The organism is Mycobacterium sp. (genome assembly GCF_049608025.1).
GTDB lineage: Bacteria > Actinomycetota > Actinomycetes > Mycobacteriales > Mycobacteriaceae > Mycobacterium.
The window spans coordinates 26,136-47,214 of record NZ_JBMYXC010000008.1 but is presented as its reverse complement, the minus strand read 5'-3'; the positions used below and the strand labels follow the sequence as shown (position 1 = coordinate 47,214).

23 protein-coding genes and 1 pseudogene are annotated in these 21,079 nt (G+C 66.2%); 18 read left to right on the top strand and 6 right to left on the bottom strand.

The features are described from left to right. Positions 1–18 precede the first annotated feature (18 nt). The 3 genes from ACPGXI_RS04700 (at position 19) to ACPGXI_RS04690 (ending at position 2,278) form a co-directional block, all read left to right on the top strand. Positions 19–345 (top strand): proton-translocating transhydrogenase family protein, encoded by a 327-nt coding sequence (locus ACPGXI_RS04700; protein ID WP_526650308.1) that lies wholly within the window; start codon positions 19–21, stop codon positions 343–345. Continuing rightward, entirely contained in the window at positions 342–1,793 is a 1,452-nt protein-coding gene (locus tag ACPGXI_RS04695) for an NAD(P)(+) transhydrogenase (Re/Si-specific) subunit beta (protein ID WP_526650306.1), read from the top strand. The genes ACPGXI_RS04700 and ACPGXI_RS04695 overlap by 4 nt, the downstream gene beginning before the upstream one ends. 98 nt (positions 1,794–1,891) lie before the next feature. After that, positions 1,892–2,278, top strand: coding sequence for a hypothetical protein (locus ACPGXI_RS04690; protein ID WP_526650304.1), 387 nt, complete (start codon positions 1,892–1,894; stop codon positions 2,276–2,278). Here ACPGXI_RS04690 and ACPGXI_RS04685 read toward each other — a convergent pair. Next, a pseudogene (locus ACPGXI_RS04685) lies at positions 2,263–2,379 on the bottom strand (CAP domain-containing protein); the annotation flags it as partial. The gene ACPGXI_RS04690 and the pseudogene ACPGXI_RS04685 sit on opposite strands and share 16 nt — an antisense overlap. Before the next feature lie 160 nt (positions 2,380–2,539). Between ACPGXI_RS04685 and ACPGXI_RS04680 the strand changes: the two are divergent. From ACPGXI_RS04680 to ACPGXI_RS04660, 5 genes are read left to right on the top strand one after another with little or no spacing between them, the layout of a single operon-like run. Then, a complete protein-coding gene (locus tag ACPGXI_RS04680) occupies positions 2,540–3,187 on the top strand; it encodes a TetR/AcrR family transcriptional regulator (RefSeq protein WP_526650302.1) in 648 nt (215 codons plus the stop codon). Positions 3,188–3,210: 23 nt separating this feature from the next. Then, the gene (locus ACPGXI_RS04675; RefSeq protein WP_526650300.1) at positions 3,211–3,651 is read left to right on the top strand and encodes an SRPBCC family protein; all 441 of its coding nucleotides are present in this window, start codon (positions 3,211–3,213) and stop codon (positions 3,649–3,651) included. Between the two features lie 34 nt (positions 3,652–3,685). Continuing rightward, positions 3,686–5,335 (top strand): fatty-acid--CoA ligase FadD5, encoded by a 1,650-nt coding sequence (gene fadD5, locus ACPGXI_RS04670; RefSeq protein ID WP_526650298.1) that lies wholly within the window; start codon positions 3,686–3,688, stop codon positions 5,333–5,335. Beyond that, entirely contained in the window at positions 5,332–6,330 is a 999-nt protein-coding gene (locus ACPGXI_RS04665) for an RDD family protein (protein WP_526650296.1), read from the top strand. The genes fadD5 and ACPGXI_RS04665 overlap by 4 nt, the downstream gene beginning before the upstream one ends. After that, on the top strand, positions 6,327–6,902 hold the full coding sequence (locus ACPGXI_RS04660) for an Rv1363c family protein (RefSeq protein WP_526650294.1): 576 nt from the start codon (positions 6,327–6,329) through the stop codon (positions 6,900–6,902). The genes ACPGXI_RS04665 and ACPGXI_RS04660 overlap by 4 nt, the downstream gene beginning before the upstream one ends. Before the next feature lie 14 nt (positions 6,903–6,916). On the opposite strand, the gene ACPGXI_RS04655 is transcribed toward ACPGXI_RS04660, so the two are convergent. After that, a complete protein-coding gene (locus ACPGXI_RS04655; protein WP_526650415.1) occupies positions 6,917–7,972 on the bottom strand; it encodes a phosphodiester glycosidase family protein in 1,056 nt (351 codons plus the stop codon). A 230-nt stretch (positions 7,973–8,202) separates the two neighbouring features. Here ACPGXI_RS04655 and ACPGXI_RS04650 point away from each other — a divergent pair, with 230 nt between their 5' ends. Continuing rightward, positions 8,203–8,649, top strand: coding sequence for an SRPBCC family protein (locus ACPGXI_RS04650; RefSeq protein ID WP_526650292.1), 447 nt, complete (start codon positions 8,203–8,205; stop codon positions 8,647–8,649). Here the strand turns inward: ACPGXI_RS04650 and ACPGXI_RS04645 are convergent. Both ACPGXI_RS04645 and ACPGXI_RS04640 read right to left on the bottom strand, forming a co-directional pair. Then, positions 8,646–9,971, bottom strand: a complete 1,326-nt coding sequence (locus ACPGXI_RS04645) for a PQQ-dependent sugar dehydrogenase (protein WP_526650290.1) — start codon at positions 9,969–9,971, stop codon at positions 8,646–8,648. The genes ACPGXI_RS04650 and ACPGXI_RS04645 overlap by 4 nt on opposite strands. Continuing rightward, complete coding sequence (locus ACPGXI_RS04640; protein WP_526650288.1) at positions 9,949–10,731, bottom strand: pirin family protein; 783 nt, start codon at positions 10,729–10,731, stop codon at positions 9,949–9,951. The genes ACPGXI_RS04645 and ACPGXI_RS04640 overlap by 23 nt, the downstream gene beginning before the upstream one ends. Positions 10,732–10,824: 93 nt before the next feature. Here ACPGXI_RS04640 and ACPGXI_RS04635 point away from each other — a divergent pair, with 93 nt between their 5' ends. From ACPGXI_RS04635 to ACPGXI_RS04610, 6 genes are all read left to right on the top strand, one after another. After that, complete coding sequence (locus ACPGXI_RS04635; protein WP_526650286.1) at positions 10,825–11,664, top strand: alpha/beta hydrolase; 840 nt, start codon at positions 10,825–10,827, stop codon at positions 11,662–11,664. Positions 11,665–11,699: 35 nt separating this feature from the next. After that, positions 11,700–12,710, top strand: coding sequence for an alpha/beta hydrolase family protein (locus tag ACPGXI_RS04630; RefSeq protein WP_526650413.1), 1,011 nt, complete (start codon positions 11,700–11,702; stop codon positions 12,708–12,710). A gap of 95 nt (positions 12,711–12,805) precedes the next feature. Further along, a complete protein-coding gene (locus ACPGXI_RS04625) occupies positions 12,806–13,558 on the top strand; it encodes a DUF2786 domain-containing protein (RefSeq protein WP_526650284.1) in 753 nt (250 codons plus the stop codon). Next, positions 13,555–14,046, top strand: coding sequence for a TIGR04338 family metallohydrolase (locus ACPGXI_RS04620; RefSeq protein ID WP_526650282.1), 492 nt, complete (start codon positions 13,555–13,557; stop codon positions 14,044–14,046). Before ACPGXI_RS04625 ends, ACPGXI_RS04620 begins: the two co-directional genes overlap by 4 nt. A 44-nt stretch (positions 14,047–14,090) precedes the next feature. Then, a complete protein-coding gene (locus ACPGXI_RS04615; protein ID WP_526650280.1) occupies positions 14,091–14,753 on the top strand; it encodes an O-methyltransferase in 663 nt (220 codons plus the stop codon). A gap of 133 nt (positions 14,754–14,886) precedes the next feature. Then, positions 14,887–15,261: an SRPBCC family protein gene (locus ACPGXI_RS04610; protein ID WP_526650278.1), complete on the top strand. Its 375-nt coding sequence runs from the start codon at positions 14,887–14,889 to the stop codon at positions 15,259–15,261. 64 nt (positions 15,262–15,325) lie between these two features. Here the strand turns inward: ACPGXI_RS04610 and ilvD are convergent, their stop codons facing one another. Further along, the gene (gene ilvD, locus ACPGXI_RS04605; protein WP_526650276.1) at positions 15,326–17,023 is read right to left on the bottom strand and encodes a dihydroxy-acid dehydratase; all 1,698 of its coding nucleotides are present in this window, start codon (positions 17,021–17,023) and stop codon (positions 15,326–15,328) included. Between the two features lie 79 nt (positions 17,024–17,102). On the opposite strand from ilvD, the gene ACPGXI_RS04600 reads away from it, so the two are divergent. Together ACPGXI_RS04600 and ricR are read left to right on the top strand one after the other, a co-directional pair. Then, complete coding sequence (locus tag ACPGXI_RS04600; protein ID WP_526650274.1) at positions 17,103–17,747, top strand: DUF305 domain-containing protein; 645 nt, start codon at positions 17,103–17,105, stop codon at positions 17,745–17,747. Beyond that, positions 17,744–18,085, top strand: coding sequence for a copper-sensing transcriptional repressor RicR (ricR, locus tag ACPGXI_RS04595; RefSeq protein ID WP_526650272.1), 342 nt, complete (start codon positions 17,744–17,746; stop codon positions 18,083–18,085). Before ACPGXI_RS04600 ends, ricR begins: the two co-directional genes overlap by 4 nt. A gap of 103 nt (positions 18,086–18,188) precedes the next feature. On the opposite strand, the gene ACPGXI_RS04590 is transcribed toward ricR, so the two are convergent. Then, positions 18,189–19,592 carry a DUF222 domain-containing protein gene (locus ACPGXI_RS04590; RefSeq protein ID WP_526650270.1) on the bottom strand — a complete coding sequence of 468 codons (1,404 nt, stop codon included), beginning with the start codon at positions 19,590–19,592 and terminating at the stop codon, positions 18,189–18,191. Between the two features lie 422 nt (positions 19,593–20,014). Here ACPGXI_RS04590 and ACPGXI_RS04585 point away from each other — a divergent pair, with 422 nt between their 5' ends. Then, a complete protein-coding gene (locus tag ACPGXI_RS04585) occupies positions 20,015–20,977 on the top strand; it encodes a L,D-transpeptidase (protein ID WP_526650268.1) in 963 nt (320 codons plus the stop codon). The last annotated feature ends 102 nt before the right edge of the window (positions 20,978–21,079 follow it).

Genomic DNA, 21,079 nt, shown 5'->3' with positions numbered 1-21,079 from the left:
ATCGGGGGTTCATAGACCATGTATGACCAATTGCTGGCCAACCTTGCGATCCTGGTGCTGGCCGGGTTCGTCGGGTTCGCGGTCATCTCCAAGGTGCCCAACACGTTGCACACACCGCTGATGTCGGGCACGAACGCCATCCACGGCATCGTCGTGCTCGGCGCGTTGATCGTGCTCGGAGGCCTGCCGGCCGACGCAGGCTGGGGCGTTCGCGCGATCGCCTTCGTGGCGCTGATCTTCGGCACGCTCAACGTCATCGGCGGCTTCCTGGTCACCGACCGGATGCTGGGCATGTTCAAGGGCAAGAAGAGCGCACCTACCCACACTGAGGCGGTCGACAAATGACCGCGACAACAGTCAACTACGGCGTCACGGTGCTCTACATCGTTGCGTTCGGCATGTTCATTCTGGGTCTGTCGGGGCTGACCGGGCCCAAGACCGCGGTGCGGGGCAACTGGATCGCCGCCACAGGTATGGGCATCGCCGTGGTGGCGACGTTGATCTACGTGCGCGACACCGCCGCGATCAACTGGGTCCTGATCGTGGCCGGGCTGGCCATCGGCGTGATCCTCGGTGTGCCGCCGGCCAAGAAGACCAAGATGACCGCGATGCCGCAGTTGGTGGCGCTGTTCAACGGTGTCGGCGGCGGCACGGTGGCCCTGATCGCGTGGGCCGAGTTCATCGAGACCGACGGTTTCGCCCACTTCACGCCGGAGCAGACGCCGACGGTTGCGCTCGTGGTCGGGTCGCTGTTCGCCGCGATCGTCGGTTCGGTGTCATTCTGGGGCTCGCTGGTGGCGTTCCTCAAGCTGCAGGAGTCGATCCCCAAGAACGTCGAGAAAACGCTCGTCAAGTCCGCGAAGCTCTTTCAGGTTGCCAATGTGGCGCTGTTACTGGGCGCGGTGGCGACCGCGGTCTACATCGGGCTGGGCGCCGGACAGGGCAGGCCGGGCTGGACGATCGTGCTGGTGCTGGTGCTCGCTGGGATCATGGGGCTGTTCGTGGTGTTCCCGATCGGTGGCGCCGACATGCCCGTGGTCATCTCGCTGCTCAACGCCATGACCGGACTGTCCGCCGCTGCGGCTGGTCTGGCGCTGAACAACACCGCAATGATCGTCGCCGGCATGATCGTGGGTGCGTCGGGTTCGATCCTGACCAACCTGATGGCTGTGGCGATGAACCGGTCCATCCCGGCGATCGTGTTCGGGTCGTTCGGGGGTGACCAGGGAGGTGCCGGTGCAGTAGCCGGCGGCGAGCAGGGCACCGTCAAGGCAACCAGCGCTGCGGACGCCGCGATCCAAATGGCCTATGCCAACCAGGTGATCGTGGTGCCCGGCTACGGTTTGGCCGTCGCCCAGGCTCAGCACGCGGTCGCCGAGATGGCCTCGCTGCTGGAGTCCAAGGGTGTGGAAGTCAAATTCGCCATCCACCCCGTGGCCGGCCGCATGCCCGGGCACATGAATGTCCTGCTGGCCGAGGCCGATGTCGAATATGACGCGATGAAGGAGATGGACGACATCAACGGTGAGTTCAACCGCACCGATGTCTCGATCGTGATCGGCGCCAACGACGTCACCAACCCGGCGGCGCGCAACGATACGAGTTCGCCCATCTACGGGATGCCGATCCTCAACGTCGACGAGGCGCGTTCGGTCATCGTGCTGAAGCGCTCGATGTCCTCGGGCTACGCCGGTATCGATAACCCGCTGTTCTTCGGTGAGGGCACGTCGATGTTGTTCGGCGACGCCAAGAAGTCCGTCAGCCAGGTCATCGAGGAACTCAAGGCCCTGTAATGGCAGGGCTTTCGAGCGGGCCCGCTTGATCTCAGAACCGCACCGATCCGGCATCGACATCCCCGTCTGGGTATGCGGCATGCCGTGAGAGTCGCACGATGTTCGGTGTGAACATGGTGGTCGAGAGCGGGCTGGCGCGTTGCCCGCGATGCGTGGCAGTGGCCGACTACGTCTTCATCGAGACGCGGTCCGGCAGGGAGTACGGCGGTCTTCGCTACGAGGTGCGCTGTCGAAAATGCGGCGAGTGCTACGGCGAAGACAGTTACCCGGCGCCGTCTCGGGCACTGGCTGTCGCCGAACCGCCGATCGCGTGGCCGCCCGACCGGGAACCCGCCGACGTGAGGGACTGGCGCGCCGAGTGTCGCGCAAGATTCTCGATGGCCGCGCGGCGTGGCAGAAGCGAAATCGACGTCCTGGTGCGTCGCACCCGTGCGCTGGTTGTGGACCGCCGATTCGGGCAGAAGACCGGTCAGACCGGCGGATAAGCGGGCGGTGGGTATACCCCGCGCAGAATCCACGCCCACCAGTTGATGCCGTACTCCAGCTCGTCACTTGCGTCGTAGTCCGGATTCGGGTCCACCGCTATACCTCCCGGTCAGCTGTCGTCTGCATGCTGGCTCTGGGTGGAGTGTAGACCGGCGGGACCCGCGGCAACACAACAACGGCCCGCCTAGACTGAACCAACCAGTTAGTTGACCCGCGGATCGCTCCGATTGCGCTCCGCGCTCTGCCTATAGTGAGTCGCCATGCCTGAAACCGTCACGACCAACGGGATGTCCCGACGCGAAGAGTTGTTGGCGGTCGCCACCAAACTGTTCGCCGCGCGTGGCTACCACGGCACTCGGATGGATGACGTCGCAGATGCGGTCCGTCTGAACAAGGCGACGGTGTACCACTATTACGCCAGCAAGTCGCTGATCCTGTACGACATCTACCAGGGTGCCGCCGACTTCACGGTGCATGCACTCCACGACGATCCGTCCACGTCGGCCCGCGAGACCATCTACCACTTCACCCGGCGCCTGCTCGTCGGCATCGCGAGCAACACCGAGCGCGCAGCCGTCTACTTCCAGGAGGGCCCCTACATCACCGAGTGGTTCACCGACGAACAGGTCGCCTATATCCGGGAGAAGGAGACCCAGGTCTACGAGCACGTCCGTGACGTGATCGACCGCGGCATCGCCAGTGGGGAGTTCTACGACTGCGACTCCCACGTGCTGGCTCTGGGCTACATCGGCATGACGCTGGGCTCCTACCGGTGGCTGCGGCCGCATGGTCGACGGACCGCGCAGGAGATCGCCGTAGAGTTCAGCACCGCGCTGTTGCGTGGCTTGATTCGCGACGAGTCGGTGCGGCAGACATCGCCGCTAGGTGTCGACATTGCGGCAACCTGAGCCCTGGTCGATATGCTCAACCAATGCCGCTGGTAAGTAAAACTGTCGAGGTGGCGGCCGCCGCCGACTCGATCATGGCGATCGTCGCCGACTTTGAGAACTATCCGCAATGGAACGACGAGATCAAAGGCTGCTGGGTGTTGGCCCGCTACGACGACGGGCGGCCCAGCCAGCTGCGACTTGACGTGGTGGTGCAAGGGCTGCCGGGCACGTTTATCTCCGCGGTCTACTACCCCGGGGACAATGAGATCTTCACGGTTCTGCAGCAGGGCGAGCACTTCGACAAGCAGGAGCAGAAGTTCTCGGTGGTCGCGGTGGGCCCGACATCCCTGCTGACCGTGGACCTCGAGGTGGAGACCAAACTGCCGATCCCCCAGCCGATGGTGAAGAAGGCCGTCGGTGACACGCTCGACTACCTGGCTGCCAACCTCAAATCCCGCGCCGAGCAGCTGGGCGCGACCTAGCGGGTTGTCGGCAAAGTAGACGGAGCACGAGACGTTGACCATTCCATCTGGCCAGCCCGGCCCGACTACTGACCAGCCCTACCTGGCGCGTCGCCGGAATTGGACCAACCAGGTCGCCAGGCACGCGTTGATGAAGCCCGACGAAACCGCGCTGAGATTCCTCGGCCACACCACTACCTGGCGCGAACTCGACCGCCGGGTGACGGCGATGGCGGCCGCGCTGCACCAGCGGGGCGTCGCCTTCGGCGACCGGGTCCTCGTGCTGATGCTCAACCGCGCCGAGTTCGTCGAGTCGTTCCTGGCGATCAACAAGCTGGGCGCCATCGCTGTGCCGGTCAACTTCCGGATGACGCCGCCGGAGATCGCGTACCTGGTCTCTGATTGTCAGGCGCGCGTCATGATCACCGAGTCGGTGCTGGCTGAGGTGGCATCCGGGGTGCGCCGGCTGGACGCGACCTTGGCCACGTTGATAGTCGCGGGCCCGGGTTTCCAGGCCGACGACCCCGATTCCCCGGCCGCCCTGGACTACGAAAAGGTGCTGGCCGAGGGGGAAGGGTCAGCGACCGGCCGGGCCTTTCCCGACATCCCCGACGATTCGCCCGCCTTGATCATGTACACCTCGGGTACGACGGGCCGGCCGAAGGGTGCAGTGCTCACCCATAGCAACCTGGCCGGTCAGGCGATGACGCAGATGTTCACCAACGGCGCCGACATCAACAACGACATCGGTTTCATCGGGGTACCGCTGTTCCACATCGCCGGCATCGGCAACACCATCATCGGGTTGCTGTTGGGCCGGCCGACGGTGATATACCCGCTGGGGGCCTTCGACCCCGGGGAATTACTCGATGTCCTCGAGTCGGAGCAGGTGACCGGAATCTTTCTGGTGCCTGCGCAATGGCAGGCGGTCTGCGCGGCCCAGCGCGCCAACCCGCGCACGCTCAAGCTGCGAACCCTGTCCTGGGGTGCCGCGCCGGCATCGGACACGCTGCTGCGGGAGATGTCGCAGATCTTTCCCGGTGCGCAGATCCTCGCTGCTTTCGGCCAGACCGAGATGTCGCCGGTCACCTGCATGTTGTTGGGCGGAGATGCCATCCGCAAGCTCGGATCGGTAGGGAAAGTGATCCCGACGGTGTCGGCACGGATCGTTGACGAGGACATGAAGGACGTTCCCATCGGTCAGGTCGGGGAGATCGTGTACCGGGCGCCGACGCTGATGGCGGGCTACTGGAATAACCCGGAGGCCACCGCCGACGCGTTCGCCGGGGGCTGGTTTCACTCAGGCGATCTGGTGCGTCAGGACGATGAGGGTTACATCTGGGTGGTCGACCGGAAAAAGGACATGATCATCTCCGGGGGAGAGAATGTCTACTGCGCCGAGGTGGAGAACGCGCTGTCCGCCCACCCTGACATCGTCGAGGTCGCCGTGATCGGTCGGGCCCACCCGAAGTGGGGGCAGGTTCCGGTGGCTGTCGTCGTCCTGCGTAGTCCGCCGGGAGCCGCCGAGCGGCCATCCCTCGAAGCGGCAGATCTGAACGATTTTCTGACCGCCAGACTCGCACGGTACAAACATCCCAAGGCGGTGGAAGTTGTCGATGCGCTCCCGCGAAACCCCGCCGGCAAGGTCCTCAAGACCGAACTCAGAGTCAGGTTCGGGGTGGGGATTGATCAGGCTGCCCCGTGACGGCAGTTCTCGGCCCGGCTTCGCAAGCTCCTGCCGATTCCGCGACGCCGGAGGTTCCGTTGGCGTCCTGGCGCACGCGGGCGGGGGCGTTCGCGGTGGACATGGCGCCAGGGGGAGCGGTTGTTGCGACGATGGCGCTGCTGGCGCTGGCCGCGCCCCCGACAGGCTGGCCGCGGTGGGTCTGCACCGCTGTCGGCGCGACAACACTGTTGGCGATGGCCCTGAACCGGCTGGTGCTCCCCAGGGCGACCGGATGGACGCTGGGCCGCGCGCTGTTCGGGATCGCAGTGCGGCGCAGCCAGTCGACCGGTTCGGGCGCCGATGTCGGCGGCGCACGGTTGACGCTGCGGGAATCGGCCCACCTGCTGGACACCTCGGCCTTGTTCGTCGGCTGGCTGTGGCCGCTGTGGGACCGACGCCGCCGCACCTTCGCCGATCTGCTCGCCGGCACCGAGGTGCACCGGGTGGAACGGCCGCAGCGCGACATACGCCGACTCGTAGCGGGAGTCCTCATCGGGGCAGCGGTGGTGTGCGGCGCGGCGGCGGTCCTGGGCTACGTGCAGGTCTACCGGCCCGAGCGGGTGCTTGACGAGACACGTGCGCAGATCGCCGAGCGCGGGCCCCGGATCGTCGAGCGGATGCTGAGCTACGACGCGAACACCATTTCCCGGGACTTCGCACGAGCGCAGACCCTGGCCACCGACGGTTACCGTCCGCGATTGATCGCCCAGCAGCGAGGCGTCCTGCAGCAGGGCGAGGCCACCACTGAAGAATATTCGGCGGTCAGCAGCGCGGTTCTGACCAATCCCGCGGTGACACCGGGGAGGGCATCGATGCTGGTGGCGATGCAGGGCCGACGTGGCACGAATCAGGAGGATCTCAAGTTCGTCACCGCGACGGTGCGGGTGGACTTCGCCAGGTCGCCGGATGGGCAGTGGCGGGTCGCCGACCTGACGGCTCTGAAGAAGCCCCGGGCCGGCCAGGGTGCCCGGTGAGCCCGCGACGCCGGGTAGGCCGCGACGGCGATCACGGTGCGGATTCGGTCAGCCCGGCCTATTTCCAGGTTTCCCCTGAACCTGCTGCGCGATGGGGGCTTCGGCTGGTGGCGGTCATAGCCGCGGTGGTGATGTCGGCTGCGATCGCCGCCAGCGCCCTGATGCTGCTCCGGCATGAGGTCGACCGTCGGGCGGCGCTCAACAACGCCGCGGCCCTGGGTTCCGCGCGCGACTTCATCACCACGTACACGACCCTCGATCCGCTCGATGCCAATGCTTACGCCGACCGAGTCCTCGCCCTGGGCACCGGTGAGTTCGTGACGCTGTTCGAGGCCAAGCGGGAGGAGATTCTGGCTCGGGTGGCTGCCGCCGAGCCCACAGTAGGGACGGTGCTGGAAGCCGGGGTGCAGCGATGGAACGACGACGGCAGCGCCGATGTGCTGCTCGCGACGAAGATCGCGACGGCAACGTCGGACGGAGAGTCGACGGACGAAATCGGAAGCCGCTGGGTTGCAACGGCGGTCAAGGAAGGACAGCACTGGAAGATCAGCAACCTCGTTCAGGTGATCTGAACAGCGGCTGCGCTTCAGTTGAAGCCCAGCCAGGCAGGCTGGGCGCGCTCACGTGAATCGCACAGCACCGCCATGGTGTCGCAGGAACCTCGCGGAGCGCCCGCGCCGGCCCACATGCCGCCGGTGTCGCGGCGCAACACGATCGCCGACGACCCGCCGCCGTCGAGCAGCACGGCGGTATCGCTACCCAGACCGCGGAACAGGTCCTGGATCTGGTCGGGGGTATAACTGCCGCCCTGGAAGACGTACATCTCGTCCCGATCCCTGGCATAGGCGATGGCGGTGCGTGCCGCGCTGGGCCCCGGGTCGTTGAGTTGCCCGGTGTCTCCGGGGGCCAGGAGGCCGATACCGGCGACGGCGACGAACCGGGTGCCCTTGTCGAGCAGACCTTTGATGACCGGCGATGCCGCGTCGTAGTCCTCAAGGTGCTTGGGCGGCACCACGAAAGGCGCTCCGGCTACCGGCATGATCATCGTCGACAGCACCTGCCAGTTCTCGTTCCCACCGGACAGGCCCTGCTTGCCGGCATAGACGGGCGTGCCGGTGACCTTGGTGTTGGTGCGCCCCAGCCCGCGGGTGTTGTCGACATAGGCGCCCAGTGGCGAACTGCACCCCGTCGTTTTCCACGAACCCCCCTGCTGGCCGCGCACGTCGAAGAAGTTGGCGTTGATCGCGATCGTCGGTTGGCCGAGCGCATGCCACGCTTGCAGCGGCGAGTAGATCTCCGATGCCTGCCAGAGGCCCTCGCCGGTGCGGGCGCGGGGATCGCGTTCACAGCGAGCCTGGTAGCCGCTGTGCGAGTCGACGAGCAGTCGCGGAGTGATGCGCTGCGAGGCGGCCTTGATGATCATCAGCCGACCACCGTTGTTCCTCTCGTACCAGTCGCCCGCCGCGTTGAGCATCGGGGCCGGGAATCCGTTGCCGAAGTTGTAGACGAGGTAAGAGCCCCTGGTGTTCGCGATAGCGCCGGCGAGCAACTCGCGCGCGCCGGCCGCCGAAGCGACCGGGGCGCCCGTCGAAGTGCCGACTGCGGCCCACACCATTGCCACGGCGATGGCCTTGGCGCCCATGGTGATGCGTCTGAAGTTTGCGGCTGGAGTCGGCACCGGCGGCTCCTAACGGCAGATGGGTGGCAGAGGAACGCGACAAGATAACAGTAATCCCAGTAGACACACTGTCAACTTTCGTCACAGCGGCATCACGGTCCGGTCGCAGTCCGACCCCGTCGGCGTTTGCTGATGTCGCGGATTCGTCACAAAATGGCCGGGGTGAGTTCGCCGAAATCGGGTAGAAAAAACGCATGGCATCCGTAACACGCACATTGACCGTCAAGCCCTCGCCGCGAGTCGTCGTCGATTACCTGAAGGATTTCGGGAACGCCGTGCAGTGGGACCCGGGCACCCAGAGCTGTGAGCGCGTCGATAGCGGTGCTGTCAGCGAGGGTGCGTGCTGGAACAACGTTTCGAAGATTTTCGGTTTCACCGCCGAACTCACCTACAAGCTCGAAGAACTTTCCGACCGCAAGATGGTGTTCGTCGGAAAGAACAAGTCAGCGACGTCAACAGACACGATTACCGTCGAAGCCGCCGAGACCGGATCGGTGATCACCTACGTTGCCGACCTCGAAATGCACGGTGTCGCCATGCTGTTGAACCCGTTGATGCAGCTGGCTTTCGAGAAGATCGCCGACGATACCCAGAAGCAGCTGACCACCGTCCTCAATCAGTTGATGACCAGGAGTGGCTAACCGGGCGGCGCCAGCCGGTAGATGGCGTCGGCGGCGTCATCGGTGATGTAGACCGCCCCGTCGGGCCCGGCTACCGCGGCGACCGGCCGGCCCCACCGCGACCCGTCGTCCGCCTGGAATCCGCCGACGAGTGTCTGCTGGTTGTCCAGATCGCCGCCGCGCCATGGGTAGAACGACACTTCCGGTGCGCGCGGCGGCTGCCGGTTCCACGACCCGTGGACGCCGACCAGTGCTCCGTGCGCGTAGGGCTCGGGCAAGCCGCCGTCGACGAAGCTGAGCCCGAGCGGAGCCGAGTGCGCGCCGAAGCTCTGCTCGACGTTGGGCAGCGACGCGCAGTCCATCAGCGTGCCGTCGGCGTTGGTCTGCACGTCCCGGATGAACGGCAGGTCCGCCGGGCCGGAATCGGCGCTGTCGGAATTGCAGTACGGCCAACCTAATTCGCGGCCGGGCGTCAACCGGGCCAGCTGTTCGGGCGGATGTTCGGCCACATAGTCGGCGATGACCCGCCCGTAGTCGGGACCCGGGCCGGGGAACGCGACGTTGTCCCGCCCATTGACCGCCGTCCACAGCGCGCCGTCGGGCGCCACCGCAAGTCCGGTGCCGTTGCGGACGCCGGTGGCAAACGGTGCGGCCGGACCGCCGTCCGGCGGCACCCGCATGATGGTCGCTCGGGGCGGGTCGGCGGTGCGATCGAATGCCGAGATGTTGCCCGTCGAGCCAATGGAGAAGTACACCGCGCCGTCAGGCCCGACGGCCACGCTCTTCAGCGCGTGCGAATAGGCGCCGCGCAATTCGGGGCTTCGGGCGTCGGGCAGGCCGCCGGCCACGATCCGCGGATTCGTGGCCGACCCGGCGGCGTAGTCATAGGCATCGATCTGATCGCTCTCTGCCACATAGAGGGTCGCGCCCGAGAAGGCCAGGCCGTGCGGCTGATCAAGGCCGTCGAGTAGTACCGATTCCTCCGCGGGTCCGTCAGCGGAGGGAGTGAAACGAAGCACCCTGCCGGCGCTCGGGACCGACACCAGCAGGTCCCCGTCGGGGCTCCAGACTGCCAGCCGCGGCTTGGACGTCCGGGCCCAGACCGACAGCGTCCACCCGTTCGGCACCACGGCCCGGCGCGGCTCATCGAACGGTGCAGTGGCGCGTTCCGGATCGACTCGAACCGTCACCTCGGCGGAGTCGGTTGCCGGCGGCTGAGCCGACGGAGTGTTGGTCGACGTCGGCGACGTGGCCTGCGGCGCCGGGGAATCGGCGCACCCCGCGAGCAGCGCCATACCCAGCAGAAGCCCAGCGGTTCGCCTATGCCGCAGTGAGTTCTGCATGCATCTCCCAGACCAGAACTTCGGCGGATCGGTCGGCGGTGACGCGCTGACCACCCGCCGCGGTGAACCGCACCGCGTCCCCCTCGAACAGCGGCCCGGCGCCCTCGAGGGAGACCTGACCACAGGGCAGGAACAGGTGCAGGTAGGGCGCCGCGGGTAGTTCGATGCTCTGGCCTGGTTGCAGGCGCGCACCGTGCAGCGCGGCGTGGCGATTGCCGATCCGGATCGCGGCTGTCTCGCTGTGCTGGGGCATACCGGAGGCGATCGTCACCAGATTGCCTCCCAGCAACTCGTCCTCGATTTCGACCTGCTGGTACCCCGGCGCGGTTCCCGACTCGTCGGGCACTACCCACATCTGCACGAAATGTACTGGTTCACTGTGGGATTGCTCGCCGGTCAACGTCCAGGAGTCGTTTTTCTCCGAGTGCAGGATTCCGCGACCCGCGGACATTCGCTGAGCCAGTCCCGGGTAGATGACGCCGGAGTGGCCGGCAGAGTCCTGGTGTACCAGAGAACCACGCAGCACCCAGGTCACGATCTCCATGTCGCGATGCGGATGGGTGTCAAATCCGGTGCCCGGCTTGACGACATCGGCGTTGTTGACCAGCAGCAGACCGTGATGGGTGTTGTCGGGTTCGTAGTGGCTACCGAATGAGAACGAATGCCGGGAGTCCAGCCAGGCGACCTTGGTATTCGCGCGATCGTCGGCGCGCCGGATATCGAGGTTGCTCGGGGCGCTGGTCCTCGGGGGGCTGGTCACTGCGATCACTCCTCGGGAGTCTTTGACAGCCTAGGTGGCCGACACGACAGCGACCAAATGAATGACGTCGATACCGCCGGATAGTCTCCGGGGATGCCCGTGACCCACAGTGAACGCATTTTCGACGGCACCGACGGCGTCCAGATCGTCTACGACGTGTGGACGCCCGACTCCCCCCCTCGTGGTGTGGTGATCCTTGCGCACGGCTACGGCGAGCACGCCCGCCGCTACGATCACGTCGCGGCGCGGTTCGGCGCCGCGGGTTTGATCACCTATGCGCTGGATCACCGTGGTCACGGTCGCTCCAGTGGCAAGCGGGTGTATCTGCGCGACATCTCCGAGTACACCGAGGACTTCGGCACGCTGGTAGGTATCGCCGCCGCCGATCACCCTGACCTCGCCCGCATCGTGCTGGGCCACAGCATGGGCGGCGCCGTCGTCTTCGCCTACGGCGTCGATCACCCGGAGGACTACACCGCGATGGTGCTGTCCGGCCCCGCGGTGGCTGCCCAGGAATCAGTGTCGTCGGCGACAGTGCTGGCGGCCAAGTTGATGGGACGACTCACGCCCGGAATGCCGGTGCAGGACATACCCGCCGCCGCTGTCTCCCGGGACCCGGAGGTGGTGGCCGCATACGAAGCCGATCCGCTGGTGCACCGCGGCAAAGTGCCCGCCGGAATCGGGCGAGCGCTCATCGAGATCGGCGAGACGATGCCGCAGCGGGCCGGTGCCATCACTGCGCCGCTGCTGGTGGTGCACGGGGAAGAGGACAGCCTGATTCCGGTGGAGGGAAGCAGGCGCCTGGTCGAGTGCGTGGGCTCCGGCGATGTGCACCTCAAGGTATATCCGGAGCTCTATCACGAGGTGTTCAACGAGCCCGAACAGGAGCTCGTGCTCGACGACGTCACCGCCTGGATAGAGTCCAAATTGTGAAAGCGCTCCGGGTAACGCAGGCACGCCCTAGATGTCTGAATACCTTTGTGGTTCTCGCTATTTCCGTGCTCCTGGCGGTCCCGCCGGCCGCCCTGATCGCGGGTTGTTCGACCGATACCCAGGAGCAGCCCACCTGGGTGGACGAGGAAGTGACGTTCGACTCAGACGGGCTCACCCTGCACGGCACCTACCGGCACCGCTCCGGGGGTCAACCCGGTCCCGCGGCCCTGCTGATCGCGGAGAGCGGCAACACCGACCGCAATGGCGACAACCAAGTCGCCGGGCCCATCGGCAACATGCGCCAACTAGCCGAGTTGCTGTCGGACAAGGGGGTGGCCAGCCTGCGCTACGACAAGGTGGGGACGGGGCGCACCGGGCTGGGACCCTTCGCGCAGAATCCCCAGGACGTCGTCAGCGCCACCTACACCGCCGGCGCCAGGGCCGCGTTGAGCTTCCTGGCAGCACGCCCGGCCAGCGACCAGTCGCAGCTCTCGGTCTACGCACTGGGCGAGGGCACCATCCACGCCATGGCGTTGGCGGGAGACCAGAATCCCGGTGTGCCGGTAGTGCACTCGCTGGGCCTGTTTCAGCCGCTGCCGGGCCGGTATCTCGACGTCATCACCAATCGAGTGCGGGCCGGCGGCTCCCCCGAGGCGGTTGCATCTTGGCAGGCTGCCGTCGAGGAGATTCGCACCACGGGCACGGTTCCCACCACGCTGCCCGACGGTCTCGGATCGATCGTGAACCCGGCCAACGTGAAGGCGGTCGTAGAGGCCGACAATATCGACCCGCTGGCGCTGGCCGCGGCGATACCTGCTGATACCGCGGTGCTGCTCACCTGTTCGGACGCCGACAGCCAGGCCCGCTGCGACACCGTCGCGCCGCTGGTCGATGCGTTGCAGCACACTGCGCTGACGGTCGTCGAGTTCGACGGCGTCAGCCACGTGTTGCGCGACGATCCAACCGACAGCATTGCCAACTACGCCAGTGCGGATCCGCTCTCGCCCCAGTTGGTCGCCGCATTGGACGACTTCGTCGGCACGTAGCCGAGTGGCCGCCGCCTCCTGTGGATGAAAACCGCTGTGGGGATGGGGATGCTGCTGCTGATGAAACGTCACACCGCTCGGCTAGCCTCGCAACCATGAGCACCGACGACAAGATGCTGGCCCGGATCGCGGCGCTGCTGCGCCAGGCCGAGGGCACCGACAATCAACACGAAGCCGACGCTTTCATGGTGGCCGCGCAGCGGCTGGCCACCGCGGCGTCGATCGACCTTGCCGTGGCACGGTCGCACACCGATAAGCGCACGAGGGCGCAGACGCCAGTGCAACGCACCATCACCATCGGCGACGCAGGCGCCCGGGGGTTGCGCACCTATGTCCAACTGTTCGTCGTGATCGCATCGGCCAACGACGTGAAATGCGACATCGCGTCGAACTCGACCTTCGTCTACGCCTACGGCTTCGCCGAGGACATCGACGCCGGCCATGCGCTCTACACCAGCCTCGTCACGCAGATGGTTCGCGCCTCCAAGGAATACATCTCGTCGGGTGCGCACCGTCCCACTCCCACGATCACCGCGCGAATCAACTTCCAGCTTGCGTTCGGGGCCAGGGTCGGCCAGCGGCTGGTGGAGGCACGCGAACAGGCACAGCGCGACGCCACTCAGGGGCCTGCCGAAATCCCGGGTTCTGCGATTGCGTTGCGCAACAAGGATCTCGAACTCAAGAACTACTATCGTCAGGCCTCCCGGGCACGGGGAACGTGGCGTGCGACGAGCGCGACTGCGGGCTACTCGTCGGCGGCCCGCCAGGCAGGTGACCGCGCGGGCCGGCGCGCCAAGCTGGGCGGCAACTCCGAGCTGGCCGGCTCGCGATCCGCGCTGGAGAGGTGACCCGGGACTCGCAACGTGCGAAAGTATATGCCGCAGAGGAATTCGTTCGCACCCTGTTCGATCGGGCCGCCGAACACGGCGATCCTGTGGTGGATTTTTTCGGTACTCGACTGACGCTGCCGCCGGAGGCGCGTTTCGCGTCGGTGCCAGCGGTCCAACGCTACGTCGGCCAGGTCTTGTCCCAGCCGCCGGTGCGTAGGAGCTGGCCAGATGCCGGGCCGCTGCGGGTTCGACCCCGAAGTGGCGCGACCGCAGCGCATTACGAGCGGGTGGACAACGAAGCGACGATCGCGGTTCCCGAGGGACGCACGGTCTGGGCGCTGCGAGAGCTGGTCGTGTTGCATGAGATTGCACACCATCTGACGAATTCCGATCCGCCGCATGGACACGCGTTCGTCGCCACGTTCTGCGAGCTCGTGGCGACGGTGATGGGCCCCGAGGTCGCATACGTGTTGCGGGTCGTCTACGCGAAGGAAGGTGTGCGTTGATCGCGCGGGGAGCGGATGGCTGGGTGCGCGGTAACGTCGGAGCCGTGACTGCGCCCGATTGGGTCTCGCTCGATGAACTTTTCGACCGTGTCCTGCACACCGAGGACGGCCCGCTGCAGGCGGCGCGAGAGACGGGCTTGGCCGCCGGCATGCCTGCGATCGAGGTGTCCGCACAGCATGCCAAGCTGTTGTCGTTGCTGGTGAGGATCGCCGGTGCCCGCAGGGTGCTCGAGATCGGCACACTGGCGGGTTACAGCACCATTGCGCTGGCCCGCGCGGTCGGACCGGACGGGGTAGTCGTCTCGCTGGAGTGCGAATCCGCCCACGCGGAGTTGGCGCGGCGCAACCTCGAGTACGCCGGGGTCAATGCTCGGGTTGAGGTGATCGTCGGTGCCGCGCTGGACACGTTGCCGCAGCTGCAGCAGCGCGGCGACCTGTTCGACCTGGTCTTCATCGATGCCGACAAGGAAAACAACATCGCCTATGTGGAGTGGGCGATCAGCTTGGGCAAACCGGGCACAACCATCGTGGTCGACAACATCGCCCGCAACGGCCGGGTACTCGATCCAGATCCCGGCGATCAGCAGGCCCAGGCGGTACACGACATGCTCGTCATGGTGGGCGCCCACCCGAGGCTGGAAACCGCCGCCATCCAGACGGTTGGCGCCAAAGGCTGGGACGGCTTCGCGGTGTCCCTCGTCAAATAGGTGTCCCTCGTCTAGTAGCGGGACCGTGCCCCGAAACCAGGTGTCCCTCGTCTAGTAGCGGGACCGTGCCCCGAAACCAGACGTGCCCGAAACCAGCGTGGTTCGGATTGCTCTGTTTGGGTACTCGCCGGTGGTGTGGACAGTGGATAGGCAGATCGATGCATCGTCGGAAGTGGTGTGGCGCATTCTCGTCGGACTCGAGATGTGGCCCGAATGGGGCCCGTCGGTAACGAGGGCGGAACTCGATGGCGGGGACTTCGAATTGGGCGCGACAGGGCGGGTTTGGACGCCGGTCGGCGTCTCGCTGCCCTTCGTCATCTCCGAGTTCAACCCCGGCCGGAGCTGGGGATGGCGCGTCGCCGGCGTGCCCGCTACCGGGCATGGCGTGGAAGCTGATGGGGCAGGTTGTCGCGCCTGGATGAGCGCCCCCCGGTGGGCGCCTGCTTACCTGCCGGTGCTTCAGATCGCACTGCGGCGCATCGAACGCATCGCCGTCGGCGCGGCTTGACCGCCCGCCTGTTGCAGTCCGGCCGCGAGGTGCAGTCCCGCCGGTAGACGTCGGCCGCCCACTCTCAGGTGCAGACCGCGCCCGTGGCCGCCGAGCCGACCAACTTCGTGTACTTGGCCAGTACCCCGGTCGTGTATCGCGGAGGTAGCGGTTGAAAATCCGACCTGCGGGAATCGAACTCTTCGGCGTCGACGAGCACATCCAATGTGCCCTTGCCGACGTCGAGTCGGATTCGGTCACCGTCGCGCAATAACGCGATCGGACCGCCGTCGACCGCCTCCGGTGCGACGTGTCCGACGCACAACCCCGTCGTGCCGCCGGAGAACCGGCCGTCGGTCATCAGCAACACGTCCTTGCCGAGGTCCGCACCCTTGATCGCACCGGTGATTGCCAGCATCTCTCGCATTCCCGGGCCACCCTTGGGCCCTTCGTATCGGATCACGACGACGTCGCCCTGGGTGATCGTCCCGTCCTCCAACGCGTCGAGAGCAGCTCGCTCTCGCTCGAAAACCCTTGCGGTTCCTTCGAATATGTCCGAGTCAAAGCCCGCCGACTTGACCACGGCGCCCTCGGGGGCCAGCGTGCCGTGCAGGATGGAGATGCCACCGGTGGGGTGCAGCGGGTTGTCCAGCGCCCGCAGGACCTTGCCGTCGGGGTCTGGTGGCGCGATGTGCGCGAGGTTCTCGGCCATGGTCGAGCCGGTCACCGTCAGCACGTCGCCGTGCAGGAGGCCCGCATCCAGCAGCGCCTTCATGATCACCGGCACGCCGCCGATACGGTCGACATCGAACATGACGTGCTTGCCGAAGGGCTTCACATCAGCCAGGTGCGGAACCTTGGCGCCGATGCGCGTGAAGTCCTCGAGAGTCAGCTTGACATTGGCTTCGTAGGCGATGGCCAGCAGGTGCAGCACCGCGTTGGTGGAGCCGCCGAACGCCATTACCACCGCGATCGCGTTCTCGAACGCTTCCTTGGTCATGATGTCGCGGGCGGTGATGCCGCGCCGCAGCAGTTCGATGACGGCCATACCGCTCTTGCGCGCATAGCCGTCGCGGCGACGGTCGGTGGCGGGCGGGGCGGCCGACCCGGGCAGCGACATACCGAGCGCCTCGGCGGCCGACGCCATCGTGTTGGCCGTGTACATGCCGCCGCAGGCGCCTTCGCCCGGACAGATAGCCCGCTCGATGGCGTCGACGTCCTCGCGGGGCATCAGCCCGCGGGCGCAGGCGCCGACAGCCTCGAACGCGTCGATGATCGTCACGTCCTTCTCGGTTCCGTCAGCCAGCTTGGCGCGGCCGGGCAGAATCGATCCCGCGTAGAGAAAGACACTCGCGAGGTCCAACCGCGCGGCGGCCATCAGCATGCCGGGCAGCGATTTGTCGCAGCCTGCGAGTAGCACCGAGCCGTCGAGGCGTTCAGCCTGCATCACGGTTTCGACGCTGTCGGCGATGACCTCGCGCGACACCAGCGAGAAGTGCATGCCCTCGTGGCCCATCGAGATACCGTCGGACACCGATATGGTGCCGAACTCCATCGGGAAGCCGCCGGCTTCGAACACGCCCTCCTTGACTGCCTTGGCGAGACGGTCCAGCGACAGGTTGCAGGGGGTGATCTCATTCCACGACGACGCGACACCGATTTGCGATTTGGCGAAATCCTCGTCACCCATACCCACCGCGCGCAGCATTCCGCGGGCGGCGGCCTTCTCGAGGCCGTCGGTGACGTCACGGCTGCGGGGCTTGATGTCAGGACCTGAGGGCATGAGCCCAAGTATGCCTCCGGGTGATTCCCCGGCCAAACCTCTGCTCAATACCCCCGCAGGGTACAAGTACGCTGAGCGCATGAGTTCAATCCCTGCACGCCTGGCTGCCGCCTTCGTCACGGTGGGCGCGGCCGCTTGGTTGGCGGCCTGCACCGGCAGCCCGCCGGCTCCAGACCAAGGCGGTCCCGTGGATCCCAGGATTCCCGAACATGCGGTGATCACCGGAGAGCCCGCGGGTTACAACAGCGTTGACGTCTCCTTCGCCAACAACATGATTGCCGACCACCGCCAGTCCACCGAGCTGGTGAAGCTGGTCAGGGAACGCTCGACGAACCCCGCGCTGGCCGCGCTGGCAAGCGAGATCTCAGCGGTGCAACAGCCCGAGGTCAAGATACTCAATGTCCTGCTGGTGCAGTGGAACGAGAACCCGGACCTCGGCGACGCGCCGAACGGTGGGCAAGGTGCGGCCGGGCGGATACCGGCAATGCCGGTGACGGTTGACGACGCGACCATTGCCGAATTGGAGTCGCTGCGCGGCCCCGAATTCGACGCGCTGTGGCTGGAGTCGATGATCAGACACCATCAGGGTTCGCTCGAGATCGCCAAGGCCGAGATTGCCGACGGCGCCAATGTCGACGCCCGCGCTTTGGCCGAGACCATGGCCGCCCAGCAGGAGGCCGACATCGAGCGGATGCAGAAGATGCTGGAGGAGGGCGGGCCGTGAGTGAGAATCCAGACGCGGACGGAGCGAAGGTCGTTGCGGGTGCGGGCGGCGCGGGCGTTCACGGCTATTCGGCACAGAAAGACAACTACGCCAAACGGCTGCGTCGCATCGAGGGGCAGGTTCGCGGCATTGCCAAGATGATCGATGACGACAAGTACTGCATCGATATCCTCACCCAGATCAGCGCGGTGAACAGCGCGCTTCAGTCCGTAGCGCTCGGACTGCTGGACGAGCACCTCGGCCACTGCGTCACTGACGCGGTTAGTGCGGGCGGTGCAGAGGGGGATGTCAAGCTCGCGGAGGCTTCGGCGGCGATCGCCCGACTCGTCCGATCCTAGGTGCCGGTCCGGTCCGGTCCATTCCGGTCCGGTCCGTTCCGATCCGATCCTGGGTTCCGGTTCGACCCTGGTTGCCGGTCCGTTTGGGGGTGCCGGTCCGTTGCTAGGTGCCGGTCCTTTGGTTCGGGGGTGGGTCGGGGTCGCCGCGTAGGAGTTCGTCGGGGTGGTGGGCGTGGTTGATCTGCGGTTCTTCTGGGGTTGGGTGGTTATTCGTCCAGGCGAGGCGTCCGGTGTTGGTGACCGTGGCGCTGTGGTGGCCGTCGGTGAGGAGTTTGTGGTCGGGTCCGCAGGCGAAGAACAAGGTGTCGGCATCGGTGCGGCCGTGCGGGGTGGCCCAGTCGGGGCTGTGGTGGACTTCGCAGTGGTAGCCCGGGGTCAGGCAGTTCGGTCGTGTGCAGCCGCGGTCGCGGGCGTGGCAGATGATCCGTTGGTCGGTGGTGGCGAGTCGGGTTTGGCGGCCTAGGTAGAGCGGGCGTTGGGTGTGTTCGTCGAAGACTGCGAGGTAGTGGATGGCGTCGGTGGCCATCCGGATCAGATCGCGCATCGGCAGGGCGCTGCCGCCGCCGGTTCGTGCCGGTGGCGGCATCGCGGTGTTTGTGTCGTTGACGGCGTGGGCGGCCTGGTTGAGCTCGGCCAGGGTGGTGGACACGATCACGGTGACCGGGTGGCCACGGTGCGACCCCATTTGTCTGGACGCGATCGCGGTCTTTAATCCCAGCTTGATTCCGTCGTGACAGCGCTGGGCCATCGAGCGGTCGTCGCGGGTCTGCTCGAGGGTGCCCTCGGGCAGGTGGCGGCCTGGCCGGACCGCGGCGGTGACCGCTTCGAGATATGACCGGGTTTCGGGGTCGATCCAGCCGGTCAGCCGTGACATCCCGTCGATGCCCTGCGGGGACAGTCGCAGGCCGCGGCGGCGGGCTCGGTCGTTCTCGTCGTAGTGCCCGTCGGGGTTGAACACGTCATCGATGGCCCGCCCCAGGGCGGTGACGAAGTCCGCGTCGTGCTTGCCGGCTTCGCGGACCAGGGTGGTCTCCACCTCGACCCGGTCGCGCTCCGAGGTCGCTGAGGGCAGTATGTCGAGCACCCGGGTGATCGCCCGCAGATGATCCTCGCCCAAGAATCCCGAGGCCACCGCCTGGGCCAGGACACTGAACTGTGCGCCCAGTGCTGGACCGACGAGTTGGCGCCGGGGGGTGATCCGGGCGGCGACGGCGAAGCGGCGTTTGATCTCGCGAGTCGGGATCCGTAGCTGGGCGCCCAGCCGGGTCAGGGTGTCGGGCATCATCGCGGTTTCGTCGGGCGGGTCGGCGATCTGAGCGAAGGTGCGGTACATCAGCCCCCGGTTGAGTCGTTGCTGGTGTTCCAGCCGCTCGGCCATCTGCTCTCGGAATGCGGTGCCGACCTCGTCAGCCGACAGGTCGCTCAGTTCCTGGTAGGCGGCCTCGACCTGATCGAGCAACGTCCCCACCCGCTGGCGCGCTGTCTGGCCGGTGAGGAACTGACTCATGAACCCAAAATATCGAACAAACGTGCGATAGAGGTCCAAAGATCGCCAACACAGCCCACCCTGTGGACAAAAACCGAATTGGGGATAACCGCGATCCGGCAGATTAATTCGATCCGGCAGAATGGGGACCATCCGGCATCGGAGAACACTGGAGCGGCTGTTCCCAGCGCCAGGGCCATAGACCTGGGTCTTCGCAGCCCTGCCGGAGTTGTCTGAGCTTGCTGGTGCTTTGCTGAATGTCTCCGGCGACGTGTGATTCATCTCAGTCCGGCCCAACTGTTGGGCACGTAACGCTGTGGTCCAGCCAGCCGATATCAGTGCAGCTCAGTGCACTTGTAGGGGCAGCGCGAGAATGCTCGGGAGCGGGACTGACTCTGGCGCTGTGCCACACTGGGTGTAATCGCTGAACTGGAGGTATACGCATGCTGCGGCGAAACAAGAGTCGGCTGATCGCCGCTTTCCTGGCGCTCACCGTAATCACCGGGATGACCGTGGGCGCGCCGTCAGCGCTCGCGCAGCCGGCCCCGGCGCCGGTCGATCCGTTCGTCTTCCCCCCACCACCGCCCGCGGACCCCCTCGCGCAGCCGGAGGCCGATCCGCTGGGCGTGATACCGGGGCAACCGCTGCCCATCCCCCCGGGCACCCCGGGCGGGCAGAACCCGAACCCGTTCCGCGGAAAGCCGCCGTTCGTGCCGCCGTCGTTCAATCCGGTCAACGGGTCGATCGCGGGCGCTGCAAAGCCGATCTACATCAACTTCCAGCGGCCTATCGCCAACCGGCAGATGGCCCAGGACGCGATTCACATCACGTCGAATCCACCAGTACCCGGCCGGTTCTACTGGGTCACCGACAGCCAGGTGCGTTGGCGGCCCCAGGACTTCTGGCCGGCCGGCACCGTGGTCAACATCGATGCCGCCGGTACCAAGTCGAGTTTCACCGTCCCCGAACAACTGGTCGCGACGGTAGACAACGCCACCCATGAGATGTACATCGTCCGCAACGGTGTGCTGGAGAAGACGTTCCCGGTCTCGATGGGCAAGAAGGGCTACGAAACCAAGAACGGCACCTATTACGTGCTGGAGAAGTTCGCCGACCTGGTGATGGATTCGTCGACGTACGGGGTGCCGGTCACAGACCCCGAGGGCTACAAGATCAAGGTTCAGGACGCGGTACGCATCGACAACGGCGGCATCTTCGTGCACAGCGCGCCGTGGTCGGTGGGTGCGCAGGGCAACAGCAACGTCAGCCACGGGTGCATCAACCTCAGCCCGGCTGACGCGCAGTGGTTCTTCGACAACTTCGGCAGCGGCGATCCGGTGGTGATCAAGAATTCGACCGGCATGTACACCCAGCCCGATGGTGCGTCGGACTGGCAGATGTTCTGACCGGGTGGCACCAACGCTTTTCCCGGCGCATGGCGCGAGCAGCGTGCCACGATGAGCACAGGCCGACGGCCGTCCCGGCCCTAGGCACTGCGTTGAAGATGG